At 38.7% G+C, this 23,508-nt stretch carries 15 protein-coding genes and 2 tRNA genes; 7 read left to right on the top strand and 10 right to left on the bottom strand.

Annotated features, from left to right (window positions below):
• Positions 1-213: 213 nt before the first annotated feature.
• Both J2T03_RS08095 and J2T03_RS08100 read left to right on the top strand, forming a co-directional pair.
• Positions 214-288 (top strand) — tRNA-Pro (locus tag J2T03_RS08095).
• 33 nt (positions 289-321) lie between these two features.
• Positions 322-395: transfer RNA gene (locus J2T03_RS08100), tRNA-Arg, on the top strand.
• A gap of 393 nt (positions 396-788) precedes the next feature.
• Here the strand turns inward: J2T03_RS08100 and J2T03_RS08105 are convergent.
• The 3 genes from J2T03_RS08105 to J2T03_RS08115 all read right to left on the bottom strand — a co-directional run bounded on the left by J2T03_RS08105 (position 789) and on the right by J2T03_RS08115 (position 2,628).
• Entirely contained in the window at positions 789-1,712 is a 924-nt protein-coding gene (locus J2T03_RS08105; RefSeq protein ID WP_307210553.1) for an AraC family transcriptional regulator, read from the bottom strand.
• A gap of 83 nt (positions 1,713-1,795) precedes the next feature.
• Complete coding sequence (locus J2T03_RS08110) at positions 1,796-2,350, bottom strand: TetR/AcrR family transcriptional regulator (protein WP_307210556.1); 555 nt, start codon at positions 2,348-2,350, stop codon at positions 1,796-1,798.
• A gap of 26 nt (positions 2,351-2,376) precedes the next feature.
• On the bottom strand, positions 2,377-2,628 hold the full coding sequence (locus J2T03_RS08115; RefSeq protein ID WP_306844260.1) for a hypothetical protein: 252 nt from the start codon (positions 2,626-2,628) through the stop codon (positions 2,377-2,379).
• Positions 2,629-3,244: 616 nt separating this feature from the next.
• Between J2T03_RS08115 and J2T03_RS08120 the strand changes: the two genes are divergently transcribed.
• From J2T03_RS08120 to J2T03_RS08135, 4 genes are all read left to right on the top strand, one after another.
• Positions 3,245-4,285 (top strand): efflux RND transporter periplasmic adaptor subunit, encoded by a 1,041-nt coding sequence (locus J2T03_RS08120; protein WP_307210558.1) that lies wholly within the window; start codon positions 3,245-3,247, stop codon positions 4,283-4,285.
• 19 nt (positions 4,286-4,304) lie between these two features.
• The gene (locus J2T03_RS08125; RefSeq protein ID WP_307210560.1) at positions 4,305-7,442 is read left to right on the top strand and encodes an efflux RND transporter permease subunit; all 3,138 of its coding nucleotides are present in this window, start codon (positions 4,305-4,307) and stop codon (positions 7,440-7,442) included.
• Between the two features lie 98 nt (positions 7,443-7,540).
• Positions 7,541-8,827 carry a TolC family protein gene (locus J2T03_RS08130; RefSeq protein WP_307210562.1) on the top strand — a complete coding sequence of 429 codons (1,287 nt, stop codon included), beginning with the start codon at positions 7,541-7,543 and terminating at the stop codon, positions 8,825-8,827.
• 189 nt (positions 8,828-9,016) lie between these two features.
• A complete protein-coding gene (locus J2T03_RS08135; protein WP_307210564.1) occupies positions 9,017-9,754 on the top strand; it encodes a glucose 1-dehydrogenase in 738 nt (245 codons plus the stop codon).
• A 741-nt stretch (positions 9,755-10,495) separates the two neighbouring features.
• Here J2T03_RS08135 and J2T03_RS08140 read toward each other — a convergent pair.
• From J2T03_RS08140 to J2T03_RS08155, 4 genes are all read right to left on the bottom strand, one after another.
• Positions 10,496-11,080: a transposase gene (locus J2T03_RS08140; protein WP_307210566.1), complete on the bottom strand. Its 585-nt coding sequence runs from the start codon at positions 11,078-11,080 to the stop codon at positions 10,496-10,498.
• A 202-nt stretch (positions 11,081-11,282) separates the two neighbouring features.
• On the bottom strand, positions 11,283-11,825 hold the full coding sequence (locus tag J2T03_RS08145; RefSeq protein ID WP_307210568.1) for a hypothetical protein: 543 nt from the start codon (positions 11,823-11,825) through the stop codon (positions 11,283-11,285).
• 184 nt (positions 11,826-12,009) lie between these two features.
• Positions 12,010-18,264 (bottom strand): hypothetical protein, encoded by a 6,255-nt coding sequence (locus tag J2T03_RS08150; RefSeq protein WP_307210570.1) that lies wholly within the window; start codon positions 18,262-18,264, stop codon positions 12,010-12,012.
• A 533-nt stretch (positions 18,265-18,797) separates the two neighbouring features.
• The gene (locus tag J2T03_RS08155; RefSeq protein ID WP_307210572.1) at positions 18,798-19,310 is read right to left on the bottom strand and encodes a hypothetical protein; all 513 of its coding nucleotides are present in this window, start codon (positions 19,308-19,310) and stop codon (positions 18,798-18,800) included.
• A gap of 514 nt (positions 19,311-19,824) precedes the next feature.
• Here J2T03_RS08155 and J2T03_RS08160 point away from each other — a divergent pair.
• A complete protein-coding gene (locus J2T03_RS08160; RefSeq protein ID WP_307210575.1) occupies positions 19,825-20,121 on the top strand; it encodes a hypothetical protein in 297 nt (98 codons plus the stop codon).
• Between the two features lie 217 nt (positions 20,122-20,338).
• Here the strand turns inward: J2T03_RS08160 and J2T03_RS08165 are convergent, their stop codons facing one another.
• The 3 genes from J2T03_RS08165 to J2T03_RS08175 form a co-directional block, all read right to left on the bottom strand.
• Positions 20,339-21,022, bottom strand: a complete 684-nt coding sequence (locus tag J2T03_RS08165) for an MBL fold metallo-hydrolase (RefSeq protein ID WP_307210578.1) — start codon at positions 21,020-21,022, stop codon at positions 20,339-20,341.
• Positions 21,023-21,076: 54 nt separating this feature from the next.
• Positions 21,077-21,664 (bottom strand): Crp/Fnr family transcriptional regulator, encoded by a 588-nt coding sequence (locus J2T03_RS08170; RefSeq protein WP_307210580.1) that lies wholly within the window; start codon positions 21,662-21,664, stop codon positions 21,077-21,079.
• A 332-nt stretch (positions 21,665-21,996) separates the two neighbouring features.
• Positions 21,997-23,100, bottom strand: a complete 1,104-nt coding sequence (locus tag J2T03_RS08175) for a pentapeptide repeat-containing protein (RefSeq protein ID WP_307210583.1) — start codon at positions 23,098-23,100, stop codon at positions 21,997-21,999.
• Positions 23,101-23,508: the final 408 nt, after the last annotated feature.

Raw genomic sequence — 23,508 nt, forward strand, 5'->3', positions numbered from 1 at the left:
AAGATTTTAAACACAGACCGATTACATAAAACACTGATATTTAATAAACAATACCATTTGATTTCAGAAAACAGTTGTTCTCTGTGTCTATTAGTGTTTTGTAAGGCTGATTAATAATTCAATATTTTTTCAAATTTCTCTTTTTTATTTAAAAAAAGTTACTATCTTTGCACTCGCTAAAACGAAGTAAAATTCGCTTAGATGATCATTAATCGGGGCGTAGCGTAGTCCGGTCATCGCGCCTGGTTTGGGACCAGGAGGTCGCAGGTTCGAATCCTGCCGCCCCGACTGTTTTAGTAATTTTTCTCAAAATTATTTAATGGGTGCGTAGCTCAGCTGGATAGAGCATCTGCCTTCTAAGCAGACGGTCAAAGGTTCGAATCCTTTCGCGCTCACTTAAAGAGACAACTATTTGATAGTTGTCTCTTTTTTATACCCATAAAAATCTATAACCCAAACTTTTACACCTGGGATATTTAGAGTTCGATTTTTGAAGCTAGAATTCCTCTATTACTTGTTTGAAATTATCTAGAAGAGCCTCAATATATTTCCTATAGGACTTTTCCGCAAATTCGAAATCTCCTTAGGGATATAGTGTCTTTCGTCAAGCTTCAAGATCACCATCTAACAGTGTCAGATTAATAAATCCTAATGGCGCCTTATTAGTATACTTACCTACCCATTAGTTTCGCCCGACGAATCCAATTTGCTGCATTCCGGGTTCTTGTTAGCAGTAAATATATTCATAAAAAAAGCTTTAGGAGTTTAGATTATTCGGTAATAGTTCCTCACTTCATTTTTGACCTGAACATTTTAGGAGACATTTTCATTTTCTTTTTAAAGAATTTACCAAAAAAAGACTGATCACTGAAATTAAGCTCTTCTGCAATCTGTGTAATGGAAAGATTAGAATTCAAGAGCAGATCACGAGCCTCAATAATGACAGAATTGGTAATAACGGTACGGGTAGATTCACCAGAGGCTTCTTTTACGATTCGTGTCAGATAGCTTGGGCTCATAAATAGCTTCTCAGCGTAAAACTCAACAGCTCTCTCTTTTTTGGAATGCTCGGAAAGCAGAATAAGAAACTGATTGATAAGATCCTTCTTTCTTGATGTTTTAGAATCAATCGTCCTAGTGTCATTATAGCGGTATAATACCATCAGCTCAAGCAGCAACGCATTAAAATAATGGTTAATGATGTCTTTCGAATAATAATTTTCCTGCTCATCCGCCAGACTGATCTTATCAAGCAGGAACCTTATGGTTTCCCTTTCATTAAGGCCGGGATGTAAAATCGGAGTATTTCTTTCGGAAAAGAAAATGATCTCATTGATGTAATGCATATGGCGGATATTTTTTTGAACAAAAGAATTGTTGAAGACAATCCCCCTTGCCCTGATGTAAGAATCTTTGTGGGCTGGATAAATAATTGAATTTGGGGTAAAAATAACAATATCATCTTTTTTAACGCTTATTTCTTCAAGATTAATCTGTATTTTACCTTCCCCTTCTGTAACCAGCATAATTACGCCATTGTCTGTTCTGAAAGGATATTTGTAAGAATTTTCGTCCAGGTCATGAGATTCCCGGATGATGAAAAAATCATTGTTGTCTTTTTGATTATCACTGTTTTTGTCGATCATTTTAAACAGATCGTGGAGATTATGAAAAACAATATCTTTATGAGTCATAGCTTTTAATATGAACATTAGTAAAGTTAATAAATAAGCAGCAGGATTATGCTATATATACTCGAGAATTCATCGTACAGCTTATTTTTCAATTTGATAACTTACTTTAAAAATAAATTTATAATACTTTCAGCTCTTTGATGGTAGAAAGATGATGATAATATAATATCTGATCTTTTCCTAAAGAAGTCGGCAGAGATATGAAAACCTGAAACCATGGAAACAAGATCCGTAAGAAACAATAAGGGATTGTTGTAGCTTGTCCTTTCTTCACGGATACAAACTGAGATCTCAGGTATCATTTCCGCCAACGGGAAAAATAATTTCTCTCCGAATCCTGAACACTCATTCTGGGTGATAATATAAACATCCAGATAAGGATATTTTTTGCTTTTTTCAGTATTGAAATCAATATATCTTTTCAGTTTCTCCTTCAGTGAGAGCGCCTTAATATCATTCCAAGCGGGAGCTGGAAATTCATTGATCACTTCACCAGTGATGATGTTAACAAGGTTGACTTTTGTGCGGAAATAATAATGTATTGCCGTTCTGTCCATACCTGCGCTTTGTGCGATCTGCTGTGTTGTGGCATAGAACCTGCCCTCCACGAAAAGCACATATTTAGCAATCTCCTTTATTTTTTCTTCAGTATTCAAGATTTTTGTTGGTGAATTATTCATTATCAGGATATGATATGCAACCTGCCCCTTGAGATATTTCTTTCCACAATGGAGAATTCCGTTTTATACAATTCAAAAACAGGTTTAAGTTCATTTTCTGAAAATAAAGTTTCAGAAGATACACTCAATAGTCTGAAATTGTTGTCGAGATATTCGCACTGGCAGTTGGGAATTGTTTCCAGGATATCTTCCCTAAGCCAGAAAGCATCTATAATTTTTTTGAATTTTGTTTTAAAAAGCACATTGTTTTTCATTTCTATTTTTTATCTGTTCAACGATTATGGTAAGATCTTTGGGAGTATCGCTCAATTCTTTTTACCACCAACAAATTCCATAGCTCACCCAGACTTGTTTTTACCAATCAGTACACTGACTACAGATATGGTCCGGCGCTTCATTAATTTTCTTTCATATTGGTTGATAATACAAATTTCTGCAGTAAAATGGTAATAAAAAAGGTCTGAATTCGGTGTAAACTGGTCAAAATCTGAACAAATAATCATCTCTAAATATTTTAGAATTGCCCTTATATAAGCGCTGTTTTTTGGAATGCTCATTATTTTCAAAGGAGCATCTTTAGTGCAATCTGTTTTCAAATAGTCGATAAGAAAATTCTTTAAAAGAAAATAAATGATCTCAGTATCATTCAAAATCATTGCATTGCAAAGGTCTTACACAGCATAAGATGGTTTGTTTTAATAGGCTCGGAATAGCTATTTCATATTAAGCGACTATCTTCTGGAGAATAATGGTTTCGTTTTAGACCAATATCAGCCAAAAACAGACCTTTTATCATGTATTTCCTTACCTCAAATTTGCATGGTGAACCAATTTACGATTGGATTCCCTTTAACGGTAAAAATTTATTTTATGATAATCAAAAAAAAGAAAAGTCTTTTTTTATTAGGAAGTCTGTTGCTGCTTTCAGCATGTGGCGGAAAAGAGCAACCTACAGTCAAAGTTGAGCCTATAAAGGTTGCCGTGCAGAAAATAGAAATGGTTTCCCAGCCTGAAACATTTTCTTACAGTGGAAATATTCTGGCAGATAACAGTGTGAACATTGGCTTTGGAGTTTCCGGCCGTGTTACTGCAGTATATGTTCAGGAGGGTCAGCGCGTATCTAAAGGTCAGTCTTTAGCGACCATAGAAACCAGTACCTATCAGAATGCTTTGGCTGTTGCCGGAGCAGGAATGGATCAGGCCCAGGACAATTTCAACCGTCTCAACCAGCTGTATCTTAAAAAAAGTTTACCGGAAAGAGATTATATCGCTGCAAAGGTAGCACTGGCGCAATCTAAAGCCAATAGAGACATTGCCATGAAAAATTTAAGGGATACCAGGCTTTATGCTTCTTTTTCAGGGATCGTTTCCCAAAAACTCACCGAAGCTGGTGCTACAGCAGCACCCGGAGTTCCAGCATTTACTATTGTGAAAACAGATAAGGTGTATGCAGTTGCATCTATCACGGAGAACGAGATTAGTTCACTGAAAATAGGAACTCCTGCTGAGATTTCCATCCCAAGTCTTAATCGTACGATTAATGGAAATATCACCATCATCAATCCTCAGGCGGATGACAATTCCAGGACGTATACGGTAAAGATACGTCTCGACAATCCCGGAGGTCAGATACTGCCGGGGATGATTACGGATATCAACATCAATACTGGTAAAAGTAAGGATGTCATTATTCTTCCTGCTCAGGCAGTCCTCAAAGACCCTGATGGTTCGAGCTATGTGTATACCGTAAAATCTGCTAAAAATAAGGCCATAGCATTTAAAAAGAGAATAGAAATGCAGAATATGGCAGGCGCCAGCGATGTAGTTATCAAAAGTGGGCTGGTTCCGGATGATCAGGTAATTATTTCTGGGCAGACGCGCCTGGAAGATGGTCAGCCTGTTAAATTTTAATTCAAAAGAAATAAAAGAAATGACGAACAAAAAAGTGCATTTTCTGGAAGCTGTGATGAAGTACAAGCAGGTAGTGATCGTGCTGGTAGTCCTGTTGATGGTAATGGGGATCAATTCTCTTATCAATATGCCCCGAAGCGAAAATCCACGAATCGAGATTCCGACTGCTGCTGTATATGCATTTTATCCGGGAGCCGATGAGCATCAGGTTGAGGAAGAAGTGGCAAAAAAGATAGAACAGTATCTCTTCTCCTTTGAAGAGATCAAAAAGAAAAAAGTCAAAGCCGAAGTGAAAGAAGGACAGGTATTTTTCACCGTGGAAATGAATACTGATGTCAAAGACCGTAAGAAATTCTGGCATACGCTTCAGCTTGATATGGATGCGAATCTCCGCCCAAAGCTTCCTGCCGGAGTTGTTGGACCGTTTATCAACAGTAATTTTGCCAATGTAACGGCAATGATCATCTCCGTATCTTCTAAAGAAAGAACATACGCTGAGATCGAAAGATATGTTGATAAGCTGGAAGATGGTCTGAAGGTAATACCTACGGTTTCCAAGATTAACCGATCCGGAGGCCAGAAACAGCAGATCTACATTAAGATCAATGACCAGAAACTACAGCAGTACGGTTTTGGAATCAACACATTGGTCAGTGCCATACAGCAGCAGAATGTGACCGGATATAATGGAGAAATATCCTCCGGTTCCAATGCAATCATTCCAGTCTTTACCAATAGCCGTTACAAGAATATATCTGATATTGCCGAGCAGATCGTCTATACCACACCGGCAGGCAATGTAGTGCGGCTGAAAGATGTCGCCGACCTTGAAAGACGTTTTGAAGAACCTTCTTCATTGGTAAGAGTAGGAGATGAAAAGGCAATGGTACTGACCGTTGACATGCAGCCTGGAAACAATATCGTAGCCTTCGGGAAAGAAGTGGAGAAAAAGATTGAGGACATTCAGAAAGATTTCCCGCCGGATATTCATATGAAAACGATCGTGAATCAGCCAGAAGCCGTTGGAGAAAGTATCAGTCATTTCATGGTGGAGTTCGCCATGGCGATAGGTTCTGTGGTACTTGTTGTAATGTTACTGCTTCCTATACGGGTAGCCGGTGTAGCTTCAGCGGCAGCGCCTATTTCTATCGTTATTACGTTTGGGCTCATGCAGATTGTGGGTCTGGAACTGCACCAGGTAACCCTTGCCGCTTTGATCATCGTCCTTGGAATGGTAGTGGACAATGCCATTGTGGTAGTCGATAATTATATTGAAAAGCTTGATGAAGGGATAACACCATGGACGGCAGCCTGGCAGGCAGCCCAACAGCTGTCACTTCCGATTTTTACGGCAACGATGGCCATTATATTTGCGTTTGCTCCATTAGCTTTATTTATGGATGGCATTGCAAAAGATTTTATGTTTTCACTCCCGATTACTGTAGCTATTGCACTGATCACCTCAATGCTAGTCGCTCTGTTCCTTACACCATACACCTGCTATGTATTCATTAAGAAAGGATTAAAGCATAAAGTAAGTGACAGGCCCCTGAAGAAAAACATGCTGGATCATCTTCAGACAGCATTTGATAATGGGATTGGATTGGCTTTCAAATGGCCAAAAACAACAATGTTTATTGGTGTGCTATCTATTGTTAGTGCCCTCTTTATTGCTACCAAAGTAGATCCGGAGTTTTTCCCGCTCACTGAGCGTAATCAATTCAATATGGAAGTCTGGATGCCTAGCGGGACCTCACTGGAGAAAACGGAAGTTAAAGTAAAAGAGCTTGAAAAGATCCTTAAAAAAGATAATCGCGTAATGGATATCACAAGCTTCGTAGGAATGAGTTCACCACGATTCCATACTTCCTATGCGCCGGAATCTCCTAAAAAATATTTTGCACAGGTTTTCATTACGACAATCAGTAATGATGCATCTAATGAAATGGTCAAAGAATATCTTGAAAAACTGAAAAATTTTATACCTGATGGCTCCATTAAGTTGAAGCAACTCAGCTTTCAGGAAGGTTCACCAATTGATATCCGTGTGGTAAGTGATAATGAATCCAATCAGAGAAGCGTAGCACTGGAGATTAAAAATATCCTTGAAAACACACCAGGAACCAATAATGTACGTCTGAGCAGCGAATATGATTATATGGGCGTAAAGCTGAATGTGGATGATGTGAAGGCCAATCGGCTAGGTATAACGAATCAGGCCATTACCCAAACACTTGGAGCTGGGCTGAAAGGATATTCTGTTTCGACATTATGGGAAGGAGACAAACCTGTCGATATTTTCCTGAGATATGATTCCATAAGCAGGAAAGATATGAATGCCCTGGAAAATCTTCACATACAATCGTATTTTGGTGGAAAGATCCCGTTGAAGGAAGTGGCAACATTGCAGCCGGAATGGCATACAGGAGTAATTTCAAGAAGGAATGGCATCAAGTACACCAGTGTATTGGCAGAAGCACAGCTTGGCCCTAAGCCATCAAGAATACTGAAAGAAGCCCTGCCAAAAATTGAAGCGCTTACGCTCCCGGCAGGCACAACAATCCAATATGGAGGAGATGCGGAATCAACGGCTGAAAATACTCCGGGAATGATGCTTTCACTTTCTGTGAGCCTTATCCTGATCTTCCTGACATTGCTGTTCCAGTTCAAAAGTCTGGGAAAAGCGCTCATTATCCTGTGCACGTTCCTACTGAGTCTTTTCGGAGCCTTCTTCGGGCTTTTTATTACCGGAAATCCATTAGGAATGACAGGCTTTATGGGAATCATCAGTTTGATTGGTATCGTGGTAAGAAACGGAATCATCCTGGTAGATTATGCAGATGAGCTAATTCGGGAACATGGGTACTCACACAAGGCGGCGGCTATGGCGGCGGCTAAGCGAAGAATGCGTCCTATATTCCTTACATCTGCCGCTGCTGCCGTAGGAGTAGTTCCAATGATCCTGGGTAAATCCCCGATGTGGGCACCTTTAGGAAGTGTATTGGCCTTTGGGCTTATCTTCTCAATGATCTTTACACTTTTCATTGTTCCGGTGATGTATTACAAGCTTCTGAAAGATCCCGTATCTAAAGATGAAACACCTGAAGATCAATTGGACGACGAGGTTATTTTATATAAACCAAAACCTCATCATTAATATTTATAATATCAATTTTTTAACCGGTTGCTCTGCGTTGATTCCTTGTTAATAAACTCATTTGTTTAGTTCTGCAGGGCAACCATTATGTAAAAAAAATGAAAATAATATACGATACGATATCAAAAATAGTTCTGGTGCTGTTGTTTACAGCGGCAATAAGTGCTCAGGCCCAGGAACGTGTAGTTTCTTTGGATGAAGTCAGAAATCTGGCATTAGAGAACAACAAAAAGATCAAAAAAGCGCAACAGAATATAGAAGCTGCCAAGGCTGCAAGAACGGCTGCAGAAGCAGGAGGAAAACCTACAGTGGACGGAAGTGTGGGAGGATATTATTTCTCGAAACCACTTTCCAACCTGATACCGGAAGTATTGGGAAGCGCCAATGTGAATGTTACCCAGATTTTGTATGCCGGTGGAAAAGTAGAAACCGGAAAAAAGCTTTCTTCAAAGGCAGTAGATCTGCAGATGGCACAGAAAGACCTTACCAAAGAGGAAGTAAAACTCTCTGCGGAAACCATGTACTGGCAAATTGTAAATGCCAAGGAGAAAATAGCACTGGCAAAAGAGTATATAAAGCTTTTGGATCAGCTGCATACCAATGTTAAGAATTCCTTTGACGCAGGGCTGACATATAAAAATGACCTCCTGAAAATAGAAGTTCAGCAGAATGAGGCACAACTCAATCTGAAACGTGCAGAAGATGGTCTTAGCATAGCCAAGTTAAACCTTGCTCAGATCGCAGGACTTCCCAATTCCGATTTTGATGTGGAGGATGCTGTAAGCGGCAGCTTTGCTGGTATTTTGGCAGACAGTCAGCTACAGCCGACGAACCGGCCTGAGCTATCCATTCTTGCCAAAGCAGTAGAAATAAATGAGCTTCAGGAAAAGCTGCTTGATGGTGACCGCAAGCCAACGGTAGCTCTTTCAGGAATCGGCTTTTCCAGTTTTGGTAAAAATGTTAATCCTATCAATATGAAAAATAATATGCAGGGATTTGTGGGAATGCTGTCTGTAAACATTCCGATTTATGACTGGGGAGTAAGAGAGCAGAAAGTAAAAGAGCAGCGGTATAAAACCAATGCTCAAAAGCTTGAACTGGAAGAAACGAAGGAGCTTCTGGTGCTGGAAGTCCAGAATGCCGTGATGCAGCTCAACCAATCTGTTAAACGTATCGAGCTTGCTGAAAAATCTTTTGTTCAGGCCACGGAAAATCTCAGGCTGAACCAGGACAGATACGACGCTGGAACCGTGGTAGCAGAAGAAGTACTGAAAGCTCAGGTTCTCTGGCAGGAAGCCAAATCGGAGATTCTTGATGCCAAGGCAGAATATAAGATCAATGAAGCTAAGTATAAAAAAGCTTCAGGGATGGATGGTGAGCATTAAGTGTTTTTAGAAAGGAAGAATAATCTTTTCCTTAATACTAAAAAAGACTCACAAAGAAAGAAGAGCTAACTGTTCTGTTTGATCTTGCAAGCGATAAATCAATCTATTGTAATGTAGGAGTCGTTGCAGATGCAGAATTTATGACAGAGTAATATTAATAAGAAGATTTAATACTAAAATTTATAAAACATGAACAGATTAAAAGGTAAAGTAGCGATTATTACGGGTGCAGCATCAGGAATGGGTGCAGCCCACGCAGTTGCATTTGTTGCAGAGGGTGCAAAAGTTGTACTCACGGATATTAACGAAGAGAAAGGCCTGGAAGTCGCCAAATCTCTGGGAGATCACAGCGCACTATTTGTCAAACATGATGTTTCGAGCAAAGAGGACTGGGATAAAGTAATTGAAGCCACTGAAAAAACTTTTGGCCCGGTCGATATACTGGTTAATAACGCAGGTATTGATAAGCCCGCCTTATTGGAAGAGATGCCAGAAGCTTTATACCGACAGGTGATAGAGATCAACCAGGTATCTGTTTTTTTAGGCATGAAAGCAGTAATTCCTTCAATGAAAAAAGGATCGACAGGCTCGATAGTCAATATATCGTCGATCGCAGGCTTTGTTGCAGCACCATACAGGCTTGCCTATTCTGCATCTAAATTTGCAGTTAGAGGAATGACCAAATCAGCAGCGGTGGAATTGGCGAAGTATAATATCAGGGTTAACTCTGTACATCCGGGATTGATTGATACGCCAATGACCAGCTCGGTGCCGAAGGAAGAGTTGTCAAAAATCAGCATCCCTTTAGGAAGAGCTGCCGATGCGAAGGAAGTATCCTCCCTAGTAGTTTATCTTGCTTCTGATGAGTCAAGTTATTCTACAGGATCAGAGTTTATAATTGATGGGGGTATTACCGCACAATTGTAAAACTAAATACACACAGAAAAATTTGCAAGATAAATAGCTTACATGGTTCTTAAGGCAGAATATAAGATTAATGAAGCTAAGTATAGAAAAGCATCAGCGATAAATAGTAAGTATTAAGTGTTTTTAGAAGGAAAAAGATTTTTTTCCCTTGAACCGGCTGTTTGTAGACAGTCGGTTCTTTTAAAAATTTAAAAAGTTTAAATGATGAATAAAGAAAAATCATCATTGGAGGCGGTTTTGCCGGCATCAATGTCATGATAAATTTTTCTGGCACCAATTTGTAGAGGAAAATACACATTACAACATAGAAGAGAATGTCTACGGGTAAAGCAAGTTTTGTAATTCTGATGCTGATCGTTGGGTTAAGTACATCTAGAGAACATATTGCTGATATAGTTGAAAGTGGGCAAGGAAGCATTTAAAAAGCGAGAAGAAAAATATGGCTTTAACGAGTTTTAATCTCCTATCACAAAACTGTTATCCATTAGTATTCAACGACATTTTAATAGTTAATTCTGTGAATTAAGAATAGACAAATCCTGCAAGTAGTCAATTTGGAAGATTTTTTTTTATAACGATTATGGAAATTTTAGTCTTAGTTCAAAAAAATAAGACCAATATCCTTACCATTGGGAGCTATACACATCTCTCCACTTTCCTAATAAGAATTTAGTTGTTATTACATTTAAGGTAAAAGCCCTTTTCTATTGATTTATGGGGGGAAATCATCCTCTGATATTTTTAACCTTTGTATTTGGTGATCCATTTGTATAAGGTGGTTTTAGGTATCTTATATTTCAGTATGACCTGCTCTCTTGTCATTTTTTCTGACTCAATCTGTTCCAATATAAAATCAATGATTTCTTTCGTATACAAGCTTTTTCGGAACTTCGGGAGTGAATATTTTTTATCCTTTGCTTTTTCTTCCCCTCTCAACCCAGGAGCATATAAAATCATATGCTGAGAATATAATCGGAAAAAATCATATTCCAAAAGTTTGCTCCATCGTAATAAGATATTGGTGGGTAAGCCCTCTGATTGGTACATTTCCCGGATATCTTCATTACTACATTTCAAAAAGTTACAAATACGGGACATTTCTATCCCGCTTTCTGCAACTGTTTTTTCGATCAATTGACCAATATGGATATTCTTAAAATCCATTATATATAATATATTAATTTGTGTTATTATTTTTATCCTTATTCCAATTGACCTGGGTGCAAAAGTTTTAATAACTTTCCGCTTTAGCTCGGCAATTGTATTATAACCTATGAGTTCATAATCCCTCCACGTCCTTGCAAATCCATTCTCAAACCATCCCATTTGTCATTACACAGTCATCTCATTAGAGTTGCTGTAGCATTTGATATTGGAATCGTACGTATTTTACCTCCTTCACTTACATTTTTACCAGCTTCCTGAATAAAGAATTAAGCTATCTTGGTGTTGATTCATGATTTTAGATAAAACCTGTCATGTTTCGAACCTTTATACAAGGATTGATTCATATTTTAGAATAAGTATTTCATGGTTTCCAGAAAGACCATACTTTTCCATTGTAAACAGCTAGCTGTTTTTTTGTGGTATCATACACCAGCATACCTGGTGCAGGATTGATGATATTTAGATGTGGGCTTGCAACATTTGGAAGAATCATTGCTTTATCCGCATCTGTTAAAACCAGGATCCCGTTTGTAGTATCCGTTGCTCCATTTGTTCCGATAGCAGTTTTTGCCGTAGGTTTTTCTGCCTTATCAGGTCCTTGTATGGACAGATCTGCTGTACCTATCGTGGCTACTGTTCCGTCGTCTTCGCTAAAATTAACCCACATGCCACTATCTTTTAGATATTTTACTTTATGGTCGGTTGTATCATAAATGATACTTCCCTCTTCAGTAATACTGCTTCTGTCTGTAATGTAAGGAAGAATAAGCCCTCTGTTCTCGGTATTGGCAAATTCCAGAGAAACCGATATATTAGTTACCGATTGCTTACCTATTGCCACTTGTGACTTAGCCGGTAAACAAGCTAATGTTAATATAAAAGTTGTGATAATTATTGATTTCATTTTTTGAATATTTTTACTAATTAGTAATACCAACAGTATTTGTGGTGCTTATAAAGAAGTTAACTCCTTTTCTCTAAAGATTCTTAAGCAATCCATTTCTACTGGGCGATTAAGTTGATACTTTTGTTCTTTTTTAAAACCTAACAGGTTTTTGAAAACCTGTTAGGTTTGTTAAATCAAATGATTAATCAGGACAGGTCTGTGTAGTGATACAATGCCAAGCCATAGAAGTATCACCATCTTTAAGGGTGTACATCTTCATGCATTTATTGGTCGTATCATATACCATCATACCTTCTACAAAGTTGGCAGGAGCAATACCTACAGGATTTCCTCCGCTGAAAGCGACTCTGTTTGGCACAAATCCTTTGGTTTTGGATTCCAAAGCCAGCCAGCCGCCTTTTCTTACCATTGGCCAGTTGTCGGCATTTACTCCGGCTCTGTTAAGTGCTGTTATACCTGCTTTGGTGTCTAATGTTGTCCCCGCTGTAATGCCTGGTTTGTAGCAAACTGATGCTGCTGGTGCCAGCATACACACATCTAAAATAGCTGTATTATAGGTATATTTCTGTTGAGATTGGATACCAGTAGAACCATTTCCCATCGTCCCATAATCAGTTGATCCAACAATACCAAAATAAGAATTACTATTTTTATAATTCATCGTGAATCTTCCTCCTGTCTCTAGGGCAATGATTTCATCACTCAATCCCATACCGTTTATATTAGTTGTATTACCCGGCATATAAGTAGGATCGTAGTTACTGGATGAACTAGCCAAACCTAATTTATAATCCAGATTGCTTCCCCAGCCCCACTGTTTTTTATCATTAGTAAGTACATTGATTGCTGGAGACAAAGTATAGCCTGCTTCTGATGGTGATATCCATACGATATTTCCACCCAGTGTATGACCACCTGAAGTAGCCGTTACTTCTTTCCATACATTGTTATTGGTTGTAGTGCCATCACCTAACATTCTATTATTATTACTTCCCATAGTAAAAAGCTTACCGTTGGTAGCCAAAAGGAAATAGGTGCTCCAAGCTGAACTTCCGTCGCCTGTCATCCCTATCATTTTAGGGGTTATTCCATTTGGTACAGTAACTTCTGTTGCAAAAGCTCGTGGAGTTCCATTAGTAACATCAGTACCATCTCCAATGAAAGTATTTAGACCCCAAGTGTAAAGCTTACCGTCTGAAGTTAATGCGAATTTAGCTCTATCATTACCACGTACCGCAACTACATTATCAAGAGTTTCAGTTGCAGAAATTTTTACTCGGTGCCAGATTCTAGTATTAGCTGTAGTTGCAGGCATGCCGTCTCCGTAATAATTTTGATTAACTGTACTTGTTAATACCCAAGCTTCACCACTACAAGTTACAATAACCAATGAGGTATAAACACCGAACATCATTTTTACATTAATGGGACTTACTCCCGGAGGTAAACCGTCTGCTTTGCCATTAACAGTTACCTTACTAAATGCAGGTAAGCCTGTGTTAGTATCTTTGTGAACGTTACTAATTACATAGCCTCCATCACCCCAAGTATAAAGTCCATCTGTGGTTAATAAAGCAGAATTCGTAAGAGCACTCGCACTAACAAGTGTTGCTTTTAGAGGGGTTCCGGTATAGTTAAAACCATTGGCAGGTGTAATAGCCGTTGGCACTAAAAGATCTATTGGTACATTTGCATTAGACGGAGTGCTCGTAGGTCCTGTTCTATATCCCCAAATTTTAAACGTACCGTCTTTTTCTTTAGCTAGAATAGCAGAGCTTCCAGCAACCAAATTATCATACTCTATGGTATTAGGGTTTGTTGCATTAAGGTAGGCATTGTCATTACAACCTGTTGTACAAGACACTTCATCCACCACTGCATAGGTAATATACCTTTTTACATTTTCTGAATCAAAATTATGACTGTGTACCCATTTACCGATGGTGGCGTCATAGGTTCCGTCAACGTATTCTACATTAGTTGTAAACGCTGCGTCATCTGCTATGATCATTTTTACATGATCTCCACTTCCAAAACCAGCCCCGTAGGAGGAAAGGTCTGCCCCGAAGTACATCGTACCGCTGGTATTGGTACGCTGCGCCAGCCATATTTTTGGGATACGCGAACCTCCTGTAAAACCGTTTATCGTAATGCTGCTTAACGCTGTTGTCGTAATATTGTTATCTCCCAGTAGGAAATACGTTTTGTCATTAGTAAAGCCGGTACGTGAAGCGGTATTGTTCGGGTTTACAAAATCATTAACAGTAGCAACGGTAAGTATCGTTCCTGCGTTTACAGATGTAGAAACTTTCTGTTCAAAAAGTCCGATGTCTTCCCTAGCTACACCAAAAATGTTGTTGTTAAAAGCCGTATTGGTTCCTCCGTTCCACACAAATGTTCCGTCAGCACCGAGGTAGTGATCTGTATTTAACTGACCTAATGTAATACCATACTTGATAGCAAGGTAAGAATCTACTTTTCTACGTTCGGTAGATGATAAATTACCTGCACCGTAGATGATAGTCTCTCCGATGTGTCCTGTGAAGCCGCCATTGTCGCTTCCGTTACTTGAAAATCGGGTATCTCCGAAAGCGTGTCCCCCATTCATTAAACCTCTTGCAGTATGTGTACCATTGCTACCACTTGCAGCACCGTTCAGCCCTTTTGATATTGCAAGATCAGTAAATCTGTGATACATAATACTAGGTATTGTGGTCGAGCGGCTGATATTCCCGGGATTTGCCAGATATCTGGCACCGTAAGCATTATTTACCCTTTCGATAAAATTGGGATACCCCTGATCAGTCATCAACCCAATACCATCCCATCTCTCAATACTACCGGCAGGTAAACTATTGTTAACCAGTGAACTAAAAAGCCTATTATTGGCTCCATTTCCAAGGATATTTTCTTTTGTCAGCGTGAAAATATCAAATTCCAATGCAGATACGGTTTGTACATTGATATTCCCCAATGTCTGACTTACTGCCGTAAAATTAATTCCAGGGTTATAGTTGAAGTATGAAGATGTACCTATTGCATACTTTGGTAACGCATTGGTTCCCAGTTGAGCAACTGTAGTTCCGTTCCACACATCTTTCCAGGCGGTTACGTCTGTTCCCACACCTGTATTCGCCGCATCTACATCAGCTCTGTACCAGTAAGACAAGCCTGTAGCAACACCTCCCGGAGCGTTTCCGAAACCTGCAAAGGTGAAGAATTGTCCATTACTTAACGTAACGTTTACAGTGTTATATACTACCCCATTTACGGTTACTTCTGTAGTCATTGGTGTAAAAGTATCTGTTCCGTCGAAAACAGCATCCGAAGATTGTACCAGATACAGATTCTTCGCTCCTTTGGGCCATGCAACCGTTACGTTTCCTACATTTCCTGAATTCTGTACTTTCCAGATAGATTCAAAACGGTAGTTGGTTGCACCGTTAGAACCTGCCGTATAACTCAAGGGTACTGTAAAACTTTGCTTAAGACCGTTATCCCCTGTCATCAGGTATTGAAGGTCATTGGCTAAGCCTGTAGCGTTCGCAATATTGTTATCGGCAAACCCTGTGGTAGAAATGACAAGCTTTTGCCCGTTATTGATACTTCCTGATTGTTTCTGGTGTAATACAGTAATATTATCTCTTGCAATACCAAAGATATTGTTGTTATAACCTGTATTAACCGTTCTGTCCCATACTACATTGCTATTAGTAGAAAGATAATTTGTATTTAAAGTAACACCGTTCTTCACCGCAAGGTATGAGTTTACTCTTGACTGTTCGTTCGCTGTTAATGTACGCTTGTACCAGACCACTTCCATAATATCTCCAGGGAATGCACCCGGAGCATCCCAGCCCGCATGGCCTATTCTTAAGTTACGTCCATAAATCTGGAATTTATTGGTGCCTGTAAATGGAGTTGTTTGATAAGAACCATTTAAACCCAATATTTTTTCTCCACCCGGGGAAGCTGAAGTTCCTCCGTTCGCAACAGAGTTATTAGCTATTGCAGAGAAAATATTGGAAATACCAATATTGAATGTGGTTGAAAAATCCGTTGATGTAATGGTATTAAAATATTCATACTGTCTTGGGTCTCCGTTTGCAATAGAGACTCCTGGTTCTGAAGCATATGTTGCATCATCATCAATCCCTGTAATACGTCCTGTTCCGTTTGTCGTAGGTCTTACCGCAGAGAAAATAGAGGTATTGGTGTTGGCCAGCTCTCCATTGGTAGAGTTCATTACTGAAGTAGAATTATAGAAGAATTTGGAAGCAGAATATCCTGTGGTGTATGGATTAAAATTATGATTTCTATCTGCTGCAGAAAGTGTCCATGTTCCTACTGCAGGAATGTCGTTCGCATTTATGGAATGATCTTTCCACGCTGTGGCAATAGTACCTGCATCATCGGATTTTACCCAGAAATCTGCTCCGGATACACCTCCTGCCGCGGCATTTATCACGTTTACCGTCAAGTCACTTGTACTGGAGCATGTACCACCTGTTGTCACTGTCCATCTAAATGTATAGGTACCCGGAGTATTAAATCCTGTAACATTGGTATTGTATGCAGTTGGAGCTGCAATAACCGGATCGGTTGCCCCCACAGGTTTTGTCAACAGTGTCCACGCACCGGTAGCAACACCCGGATTATTGGCATTGAAAGTTGTTTGGGAAGTTCCAATTAAAGTTTGAGTAGATCCGGCATTAGCACCTACCTGCGCTGCAACGAACACTGAAAAATTACTTTCTAAGGAAGCTCCCGAACAGGCATACTCTTGATTTAGGAATGCTCCAACACTTGGATTGTATGTATCTGCTTTTATTTTAAATACATATTCACCCGGCATATTAAGGTTGGAAATCGTAGTGGATGTATTGGTAAATAATGTATTAGCATAAGGCTCGAATATAGGATCTGCCGCCCCAGCAGGTTTTGAAACCAATGTTAACCTGTAACGGCCGTCAAATTCCTGAAAATAGCTTGTGTTTACTACTCCTTTATATACTGCAGGTAATGGAATGGTAGCTGTTACAACCCCAGAACCCGGATAACATACAGTGGTATTAGGCACCGTTACATTCGGACGGCTGCCATCTGAGATATGGATAAAATAAAATTGTATAGCTGAGCAAGCTCCGGCATTATTTCTTGTGACCACAAATTTATATGTTCCTACACGCCAGCCTCCTGCAGGTGGTGTTACGGTAGCCGACCTCGTTGCCGTACCGGCTCCGCCGTTTGTTACAACAGGTGCTCCTCCCGGAGGAATAATACCTGAAGAAGCTACACTTGTGTCAATTGTAGCAGGATTATCAGCAGGATTAATGGAATAATAAAAAGTAATGGGTGTAGATTGCCCCGCATACCCGCAATGAACTTCACCTCCTGAATTACCATTATCATAAATCATCATCTGCTCCGGTCTTGAGGATACCAGAAAATTTACCGGATTAGGCTGTACACCATTATAAGTGTAGGTTAATTCCGGTGTTGTAAATGTCCCACTGGCATTAGTTATCGTTAAAGTAAATTTGTAAACACCGGTAACATTGACCCCGTTAAAAAATATATTATCATCATAAATATTCGAATAGGCAATATTTCCCCCTGACGGTTGGCTGATAACATTCATCGTAACTGTTGTGCCAAAGTTCCCAGATGAACCAGGTGAGGTAGGATATCCCTTAGAAAACTTAGGAGATGTACTTTGAAGTGAAATGAAATGACTTCCACCGCTGGAATTACATTTGCTCGTTGACACTGTAGGCAGTATCTGCGGATTCGGAATAAAGCGTACAATAGCCGTATCTTCATACCAACAGCTCGGATTGATCGTAGAGGTTATTCTCAGTGTCACCACATAAGCCGGATCAATATCATGGTTTGCTTTATTAATAAGGCTGAATGTTGTTGTTGCCGATGTTGTAGAGCTAAACTGTGAGTTCTGGTTTGTTTTTATACTGCTTCGCTCCCATCTGTAAATATTATAGGCAGTCCATGATGCGGTGTATCCGGCAGGTACAACACCATTCAGTGTAACGGTACCCGTAGTTGCATTCACATTGGTAATATCCGGACCTGCCGTAAATGTAGAGGTTCCCCCGGGCGCCGTAATGGTCACCTGAGAAGTTGCCGAGCCGGACGGACCGCAATCTTGTTCCACCTGAAATACATAATTTCCCGGTGAAGTCATTCCCGTAACGTTTGGTGTAAGGGAATTCACATTACTGATCACCGGATCGGGTGCTCCAGAGGGCTTGGAGACAAGCGTCCAGGTTGGGGTTCCCGTACTGCCAGACGAGCCCTGCAAAGTGTAGGAAGTGCCGCAGATGGTTTGGTTTCCCCCCGCGTTCACACTACACTGTGCATAAAGTATCATATTACCCAAAAAGAGCAATAGGAATAAAAAGAGGTTTTGTTTTTTCATAGTTTTGTTTTTACAATCGTTTTTGTTTGTTTCATCATTGTTTTCATTTTTTGTGTCATTTCATATTCTTTTTTATATGTTTTTATCTGTCAATAGATCCTTCGGTTCCGCTTTTTACATCGGCACTGTCATAATTAACAGCAGCGTCGCATATCTTTTTCACATTTAGAGATTGCTCGCTGGCTGCACGCGCTATAAAATTGTTGGGGTAGTGTTTTGCAAGGAAATTATCGTAGAGATAGCATTGATTTATGTAAAATTGTCATTTGTGTGGTTTTTCTTTTTATGCATCTATCATTCTCAAATCTTCAAGGATTGCTACTCTAAGCGCTCCTGGCGTGTACTCTAAGTACTGAATATCTTAGGGTTACCCTGCAACTTTTACATTAAAATCAGTAATTCTTTTACTAATAGAAAATTCTAAATCTGCATCAAAAAACATCTTTTCCCTATTAACAATAGGAATTAGTATTCAGTCTATTCTTTAGCTTATTGACAGTATAAAATAGATGATAAAAGAGAATTGTGGAGGTCTATAGAGCCGGTGGAGGACGCTGGAAATTGTAACCCATATCGAGTACTGGAATTACCCTGCATTTATATAGGCGAATACCTATGATGGCAAAAAAGTAAAGAATAAGTATAACAATACTGTTAATAATAACAGCATATAATTTGAAACCATAACGGGTTATTACAGAAAGCTTTTTAATCCCTGAAGATCCGGGATTGAAATCTTCTGCACTGCGGGAAGAAATAATTTTAGCTGTATCATAATAAGACAGGTTTTCAATCTTTCTTATTTTCTTCTCGGTTGATTTTATTTTTACCGGTTTAGACTTTTGCTTTCTTAATTGCTTTTGCTTTTCCTGTGCAGGGATATTTACTACATCACCGTATATTATAGTGCCTTCAGAATTTATAAATTTTGCATCACCGGAAATGTAAATCTTGTTGAGATTGTCATCTGTAATTTCAGCAGCTTTAGCAGATGGATAAAAAAAATGCAATATGACAGATAATATAAAAAAGTAACACTTTCTCATTAAGTAAGAGGAAGATGTTCTCGCCTTTTTTATAGTTATCAGTTTTTTCAAGCTTTTGGATATCGATTGGTTGTTAAAAATAATTCCATCATCAATTGCTAATCTGTGCCGATTAATCTCCCAGATACATTTGTCTTATATATGGAACATTTTTAGCAAAACGATTCACCAACTTTATAAGCAAATATATTAGCGCAATATTAGGGTGAACAGATATACCCTGCAAAAGTTATACTTGACGATTTCTGAATTATTCCAAAACAATAAAAAAAATTGTTTTTATTTTACAAATAAAAATATATCATTATCAACAACTTAAAATAAAAATAATTCAAACATTTTGGAATTAATAAAATAATGCGCAGATCTTAGGATTAAGCAGTCAGATAAGGAACATCAGAAAAATTCTAAAAAGCAATGGATCATCACAGGCGTTTTGGCAGTAGTAATATCTATTATTACCCTCATTTTTTGGAGAAGAAAAAATAAGAATCTTCACAAGAAATACGAAGAAATGATCTCTAAAATAAATAGCAGGAAAGAAAATTCATCTATAAAATCTTTAGAAATCATAAGAAACAATGAAACTAAAGGTTCCATAAGAATTCCGGAAGATACCGTAAAATCACTGCTTGAGAAACTTGAAAAGTTTGAAGCATCTGAAAAATATCTAAGAAAAGATGCTAGTTTAACATGGCTTGCCAATAATCTCAATACCAATACAAAATACCTTTCTGAAATTATCAAGATTGAAAAGGGTAAAAATTTCTCAAATTACATCAACGGATTGCGGATCAATTTTTATTGTTGATAAGCTTACAACGATCCCAAATATAGAGAATACAAAATAAACTACCTCGTTGAAGAAAGCGGATTTGTTACTCACAAGGTTTTTCTAGCTGCGTTTAAAAATGAATATGGCGTAACTCCCTCTTATTTTATTGAAAAACTAAAAGTTTCTGAGCAGCTAAATAAAGCTCATATCAGCACATAAAAGATGAGTCCAATATAACAGCATGATTTAATCTTTAAATAGCCGCGCTGCATTTAGCCACAAATCGCTCAAACTTCCGATCTGTATTTCGCAAGATCGGTCCATGACCGAAGCAAATAATGGCAGGGGCCAGGTTTGCTAATTTCTGGAGCGATTTGATGTTGAGCTGCTGATCCGAGGTGAATATGCTTGGCGGAAGCCGCAGGCCGGTCGCTGTCGTGAGCAGATTCATATTTGTAGCCACATCTCCGATTATCAGTACGCCATCTTGCTCACGGAATAAAGAAATATGACCCGCTGAATGTCCGGGTGTCTCTATTACCCGAAAGTTTCCGATCCTATCATTTTCAACGATTGTCTGTTCAACTTTATGCCCCTGACCTGCCCAGTACTTTTGTTGAAGCATTGCTACCCAATGTTGTGGAGTTGGATAGCCGTTGGTTACCATACCCGTTTCGGTCCTAAAAACTTCGTCGGAATGACAGAGCAGGGGTATTGCAAACTCATCACATATCTGATCGCTACAGCCCTGGTGGTCTGCATGTGCATGGGTCAGTATATGTTGATAAACGGGGATATTCTGAATAGCTTTCTTTACAGTGGTATACGAACTCCGTATTCCGGAGTCTACCAATACACCCTCGATAATATAGCAGTTGATACTGTTTCGTGGCATCAGTGAAATCTGGAATACTTCGGGAGCAATTTGACGTAACATAGTTTTTTTGTGCAAATCTACATCGCTGACCAGGACTGCATAAGGACATTTGTCCTATAATGCATTGGGTCTATGTATTTGTCCCTTCGCCCGTGTAAGCGATCGCTGCGTGATACCCAGGTACGATGCCAGATCCTGTGTCGTTATGCGCTGGACGAGCATCGGCTCGCTAGACAGGACATGACGGTATTTATCTACAGCCGACCTATTATTGTAATTCAGCAGATAACTTTCCTTTTGGTTATACTCGTGTTCCATCACCGATTTTATAACTCCGTTCCAAGCAGTCACCTGACCAAGCAGATGCTGATAGTCCGGGTAGCTGATCCTATAGATTATGCTGTCTTCTATAGCCCTGATACTCCTTCTTGATTTTTCCTGCGCCACAAACTCAGGAAACGAGGTGACAAATTCATTTTCAAACTTAAAGCAGGTTATATTTTCTTTTCCTTCTTTGTCAACACCATATGCCTTTACAGCGCCACTAGCGATAAATCCAATATAACGGCAGGATTCATCTTCACGAATAAAAAAATCACCCTTTTTTAAGCGGATCGGTTTGAAGAACTGCGCAGAAAAGTTGATTTCATCAGCCGATAGCCCTCCTGTTGAGGATAGGTAATTTTCAAATACACCAGTCATTTTGCAGTCTTTTCATCCTTTTATTTTCTTTTTAATCGTCTATGGATACATACCAAATCCAACATCCAAATCTAACAATTATTATACATTAAAAAAAGACTGCAGGTGCAGTCTTTTTTAGATGGGATACTTTTCCCATTATGTCATTTGTTTTAACGTCTTTTCTCATCCTTCGCTCAATATCGTTAGCGTTGTAGTAGATTGTACTTCCAATATAGCTAAATAGCATAGTCTCTTTGTGTTAATATGGCGCTGAAAACGATCTTAAAAATATTCCGATAGCTATAGTATTTGGATCATTCCACTTAAGAATAAAGTATAATTATTCCATTTTAAGGTGTCGCCAATGTGATATCAGCCATATCTGCTTTCCCATTTTTCAAAAAAGCATAGGTTATCTTATCCACCTTACAGCCAATAAATTGAATGCGTTTCAGACTATTGTTTTTAAAGAATGTGTTGATAAGAGTTGAATTCTGGAATGTGATCCTTTTAAAGGTGCAGTTTTCAAAATAACAGTCCTCCAAAGAACCTTCGAAAATTATATCCTCAAGCTGTATTCCAATAAAAGAAGTGTGGCTCCACACTGCATCTTCTATGGTATTATCCACAAAGGATCCTGATTTAAATTTCGCTCCGGTAAAATTCGCTCCGGAGAAATCGCAGCCTTTGATATGACTTTCTGAAAAATCAGTTTCTTCCAGGCAGCAGTCATTAAATATATTGTTGGCTAAACTGGAATTCTGAATATGTCCGTTACTGATATCGGAATTTGAAAATCCACAGCTTTCAACATGGCTGCTTTTTTGAAGTCTCATCCCGATAAGATTGGCATCCGAGAAATCACAACCTTTTATATAGCTTCTCGAAAATTCAGCTTCTTTAAGTAAGGTATCGTTAAACAAATTGCTCATTAAGTGGGAGTTCTGAAACTGGCTGTTGCTGATATCAGAACTTGAGAAATCACAGTTATCAACATGATTATTTTTTAAAAGAAGACCAGATAGGTTTGAACCGATAAACTTACATCGTTGCATATTGGCAGAACTGAATTTTTCATGCAGATTTTTCAATCCGGAAAAGTCAGCATCAACCCAGCTTCCATGCGACATATCCCAGTTAAGTTTTTTCTCCTTCACTTCTGGAGATGACTGGACAGCGACAGATGACGTCAATTCAGCTGGCTCTTTTTCTGAAAGTTCAACGGGTATTTCATCAGCCATAGGTTCTAATCCTTCTGAAAAATAATTAAGATCAACAGTCAGAATTTCAGCGAGACGGTTTAAAGTAATGATGTCGGGCATTGATTCTCCACGTTCCCACTTTCCGACCGCCTGAGGACTTATGAACAGACGCTGTGCAAGCTGAGCCTGAGACATATTCATTTTCTTTCGAGCTGCGGCAATTCTATTGCCAATTATTTTTGTATTTAACATAACTACTATATTTCTTTTTTGGTATTACAAAGGTATAGTAGATGTATTTACAGAATCAAAAAAAACATCAAACTTATAGTTGTATTGACGCTATTTATAGTTGTTATTGACAACCAGGTGTGGTATATCCGGATCTTTTTATGATATGTTATTACAGCTACATGAAATACCCTCTCTTATCACCAGGATTTCTTAATACCATTGAAATATATTACAATCATATTAATTGTGGAAAAAAACTTCAATTTCTTTAAATCGAAGTATTGAAGTTTTTCTTTAACCATTACTTCCCAATCATCATTGGGATTGCTCATCAAACGAATATCATACAAATTCATATATAGGAAATAGGTTAATTAGTGCATTTTCATCCTTTAATTAAAGAATATAAAATCTTTAGTTATATTG

Source organism: Chryseobacterium lathyri, assembly GCF_030812195.1.
Lineage (GTDB): Bacteria > Bacteroidota > Bacteroidia > Flavobacteriales > Weeksellaceae > Chryseobacterium > Chryseobacterium lathyri_A.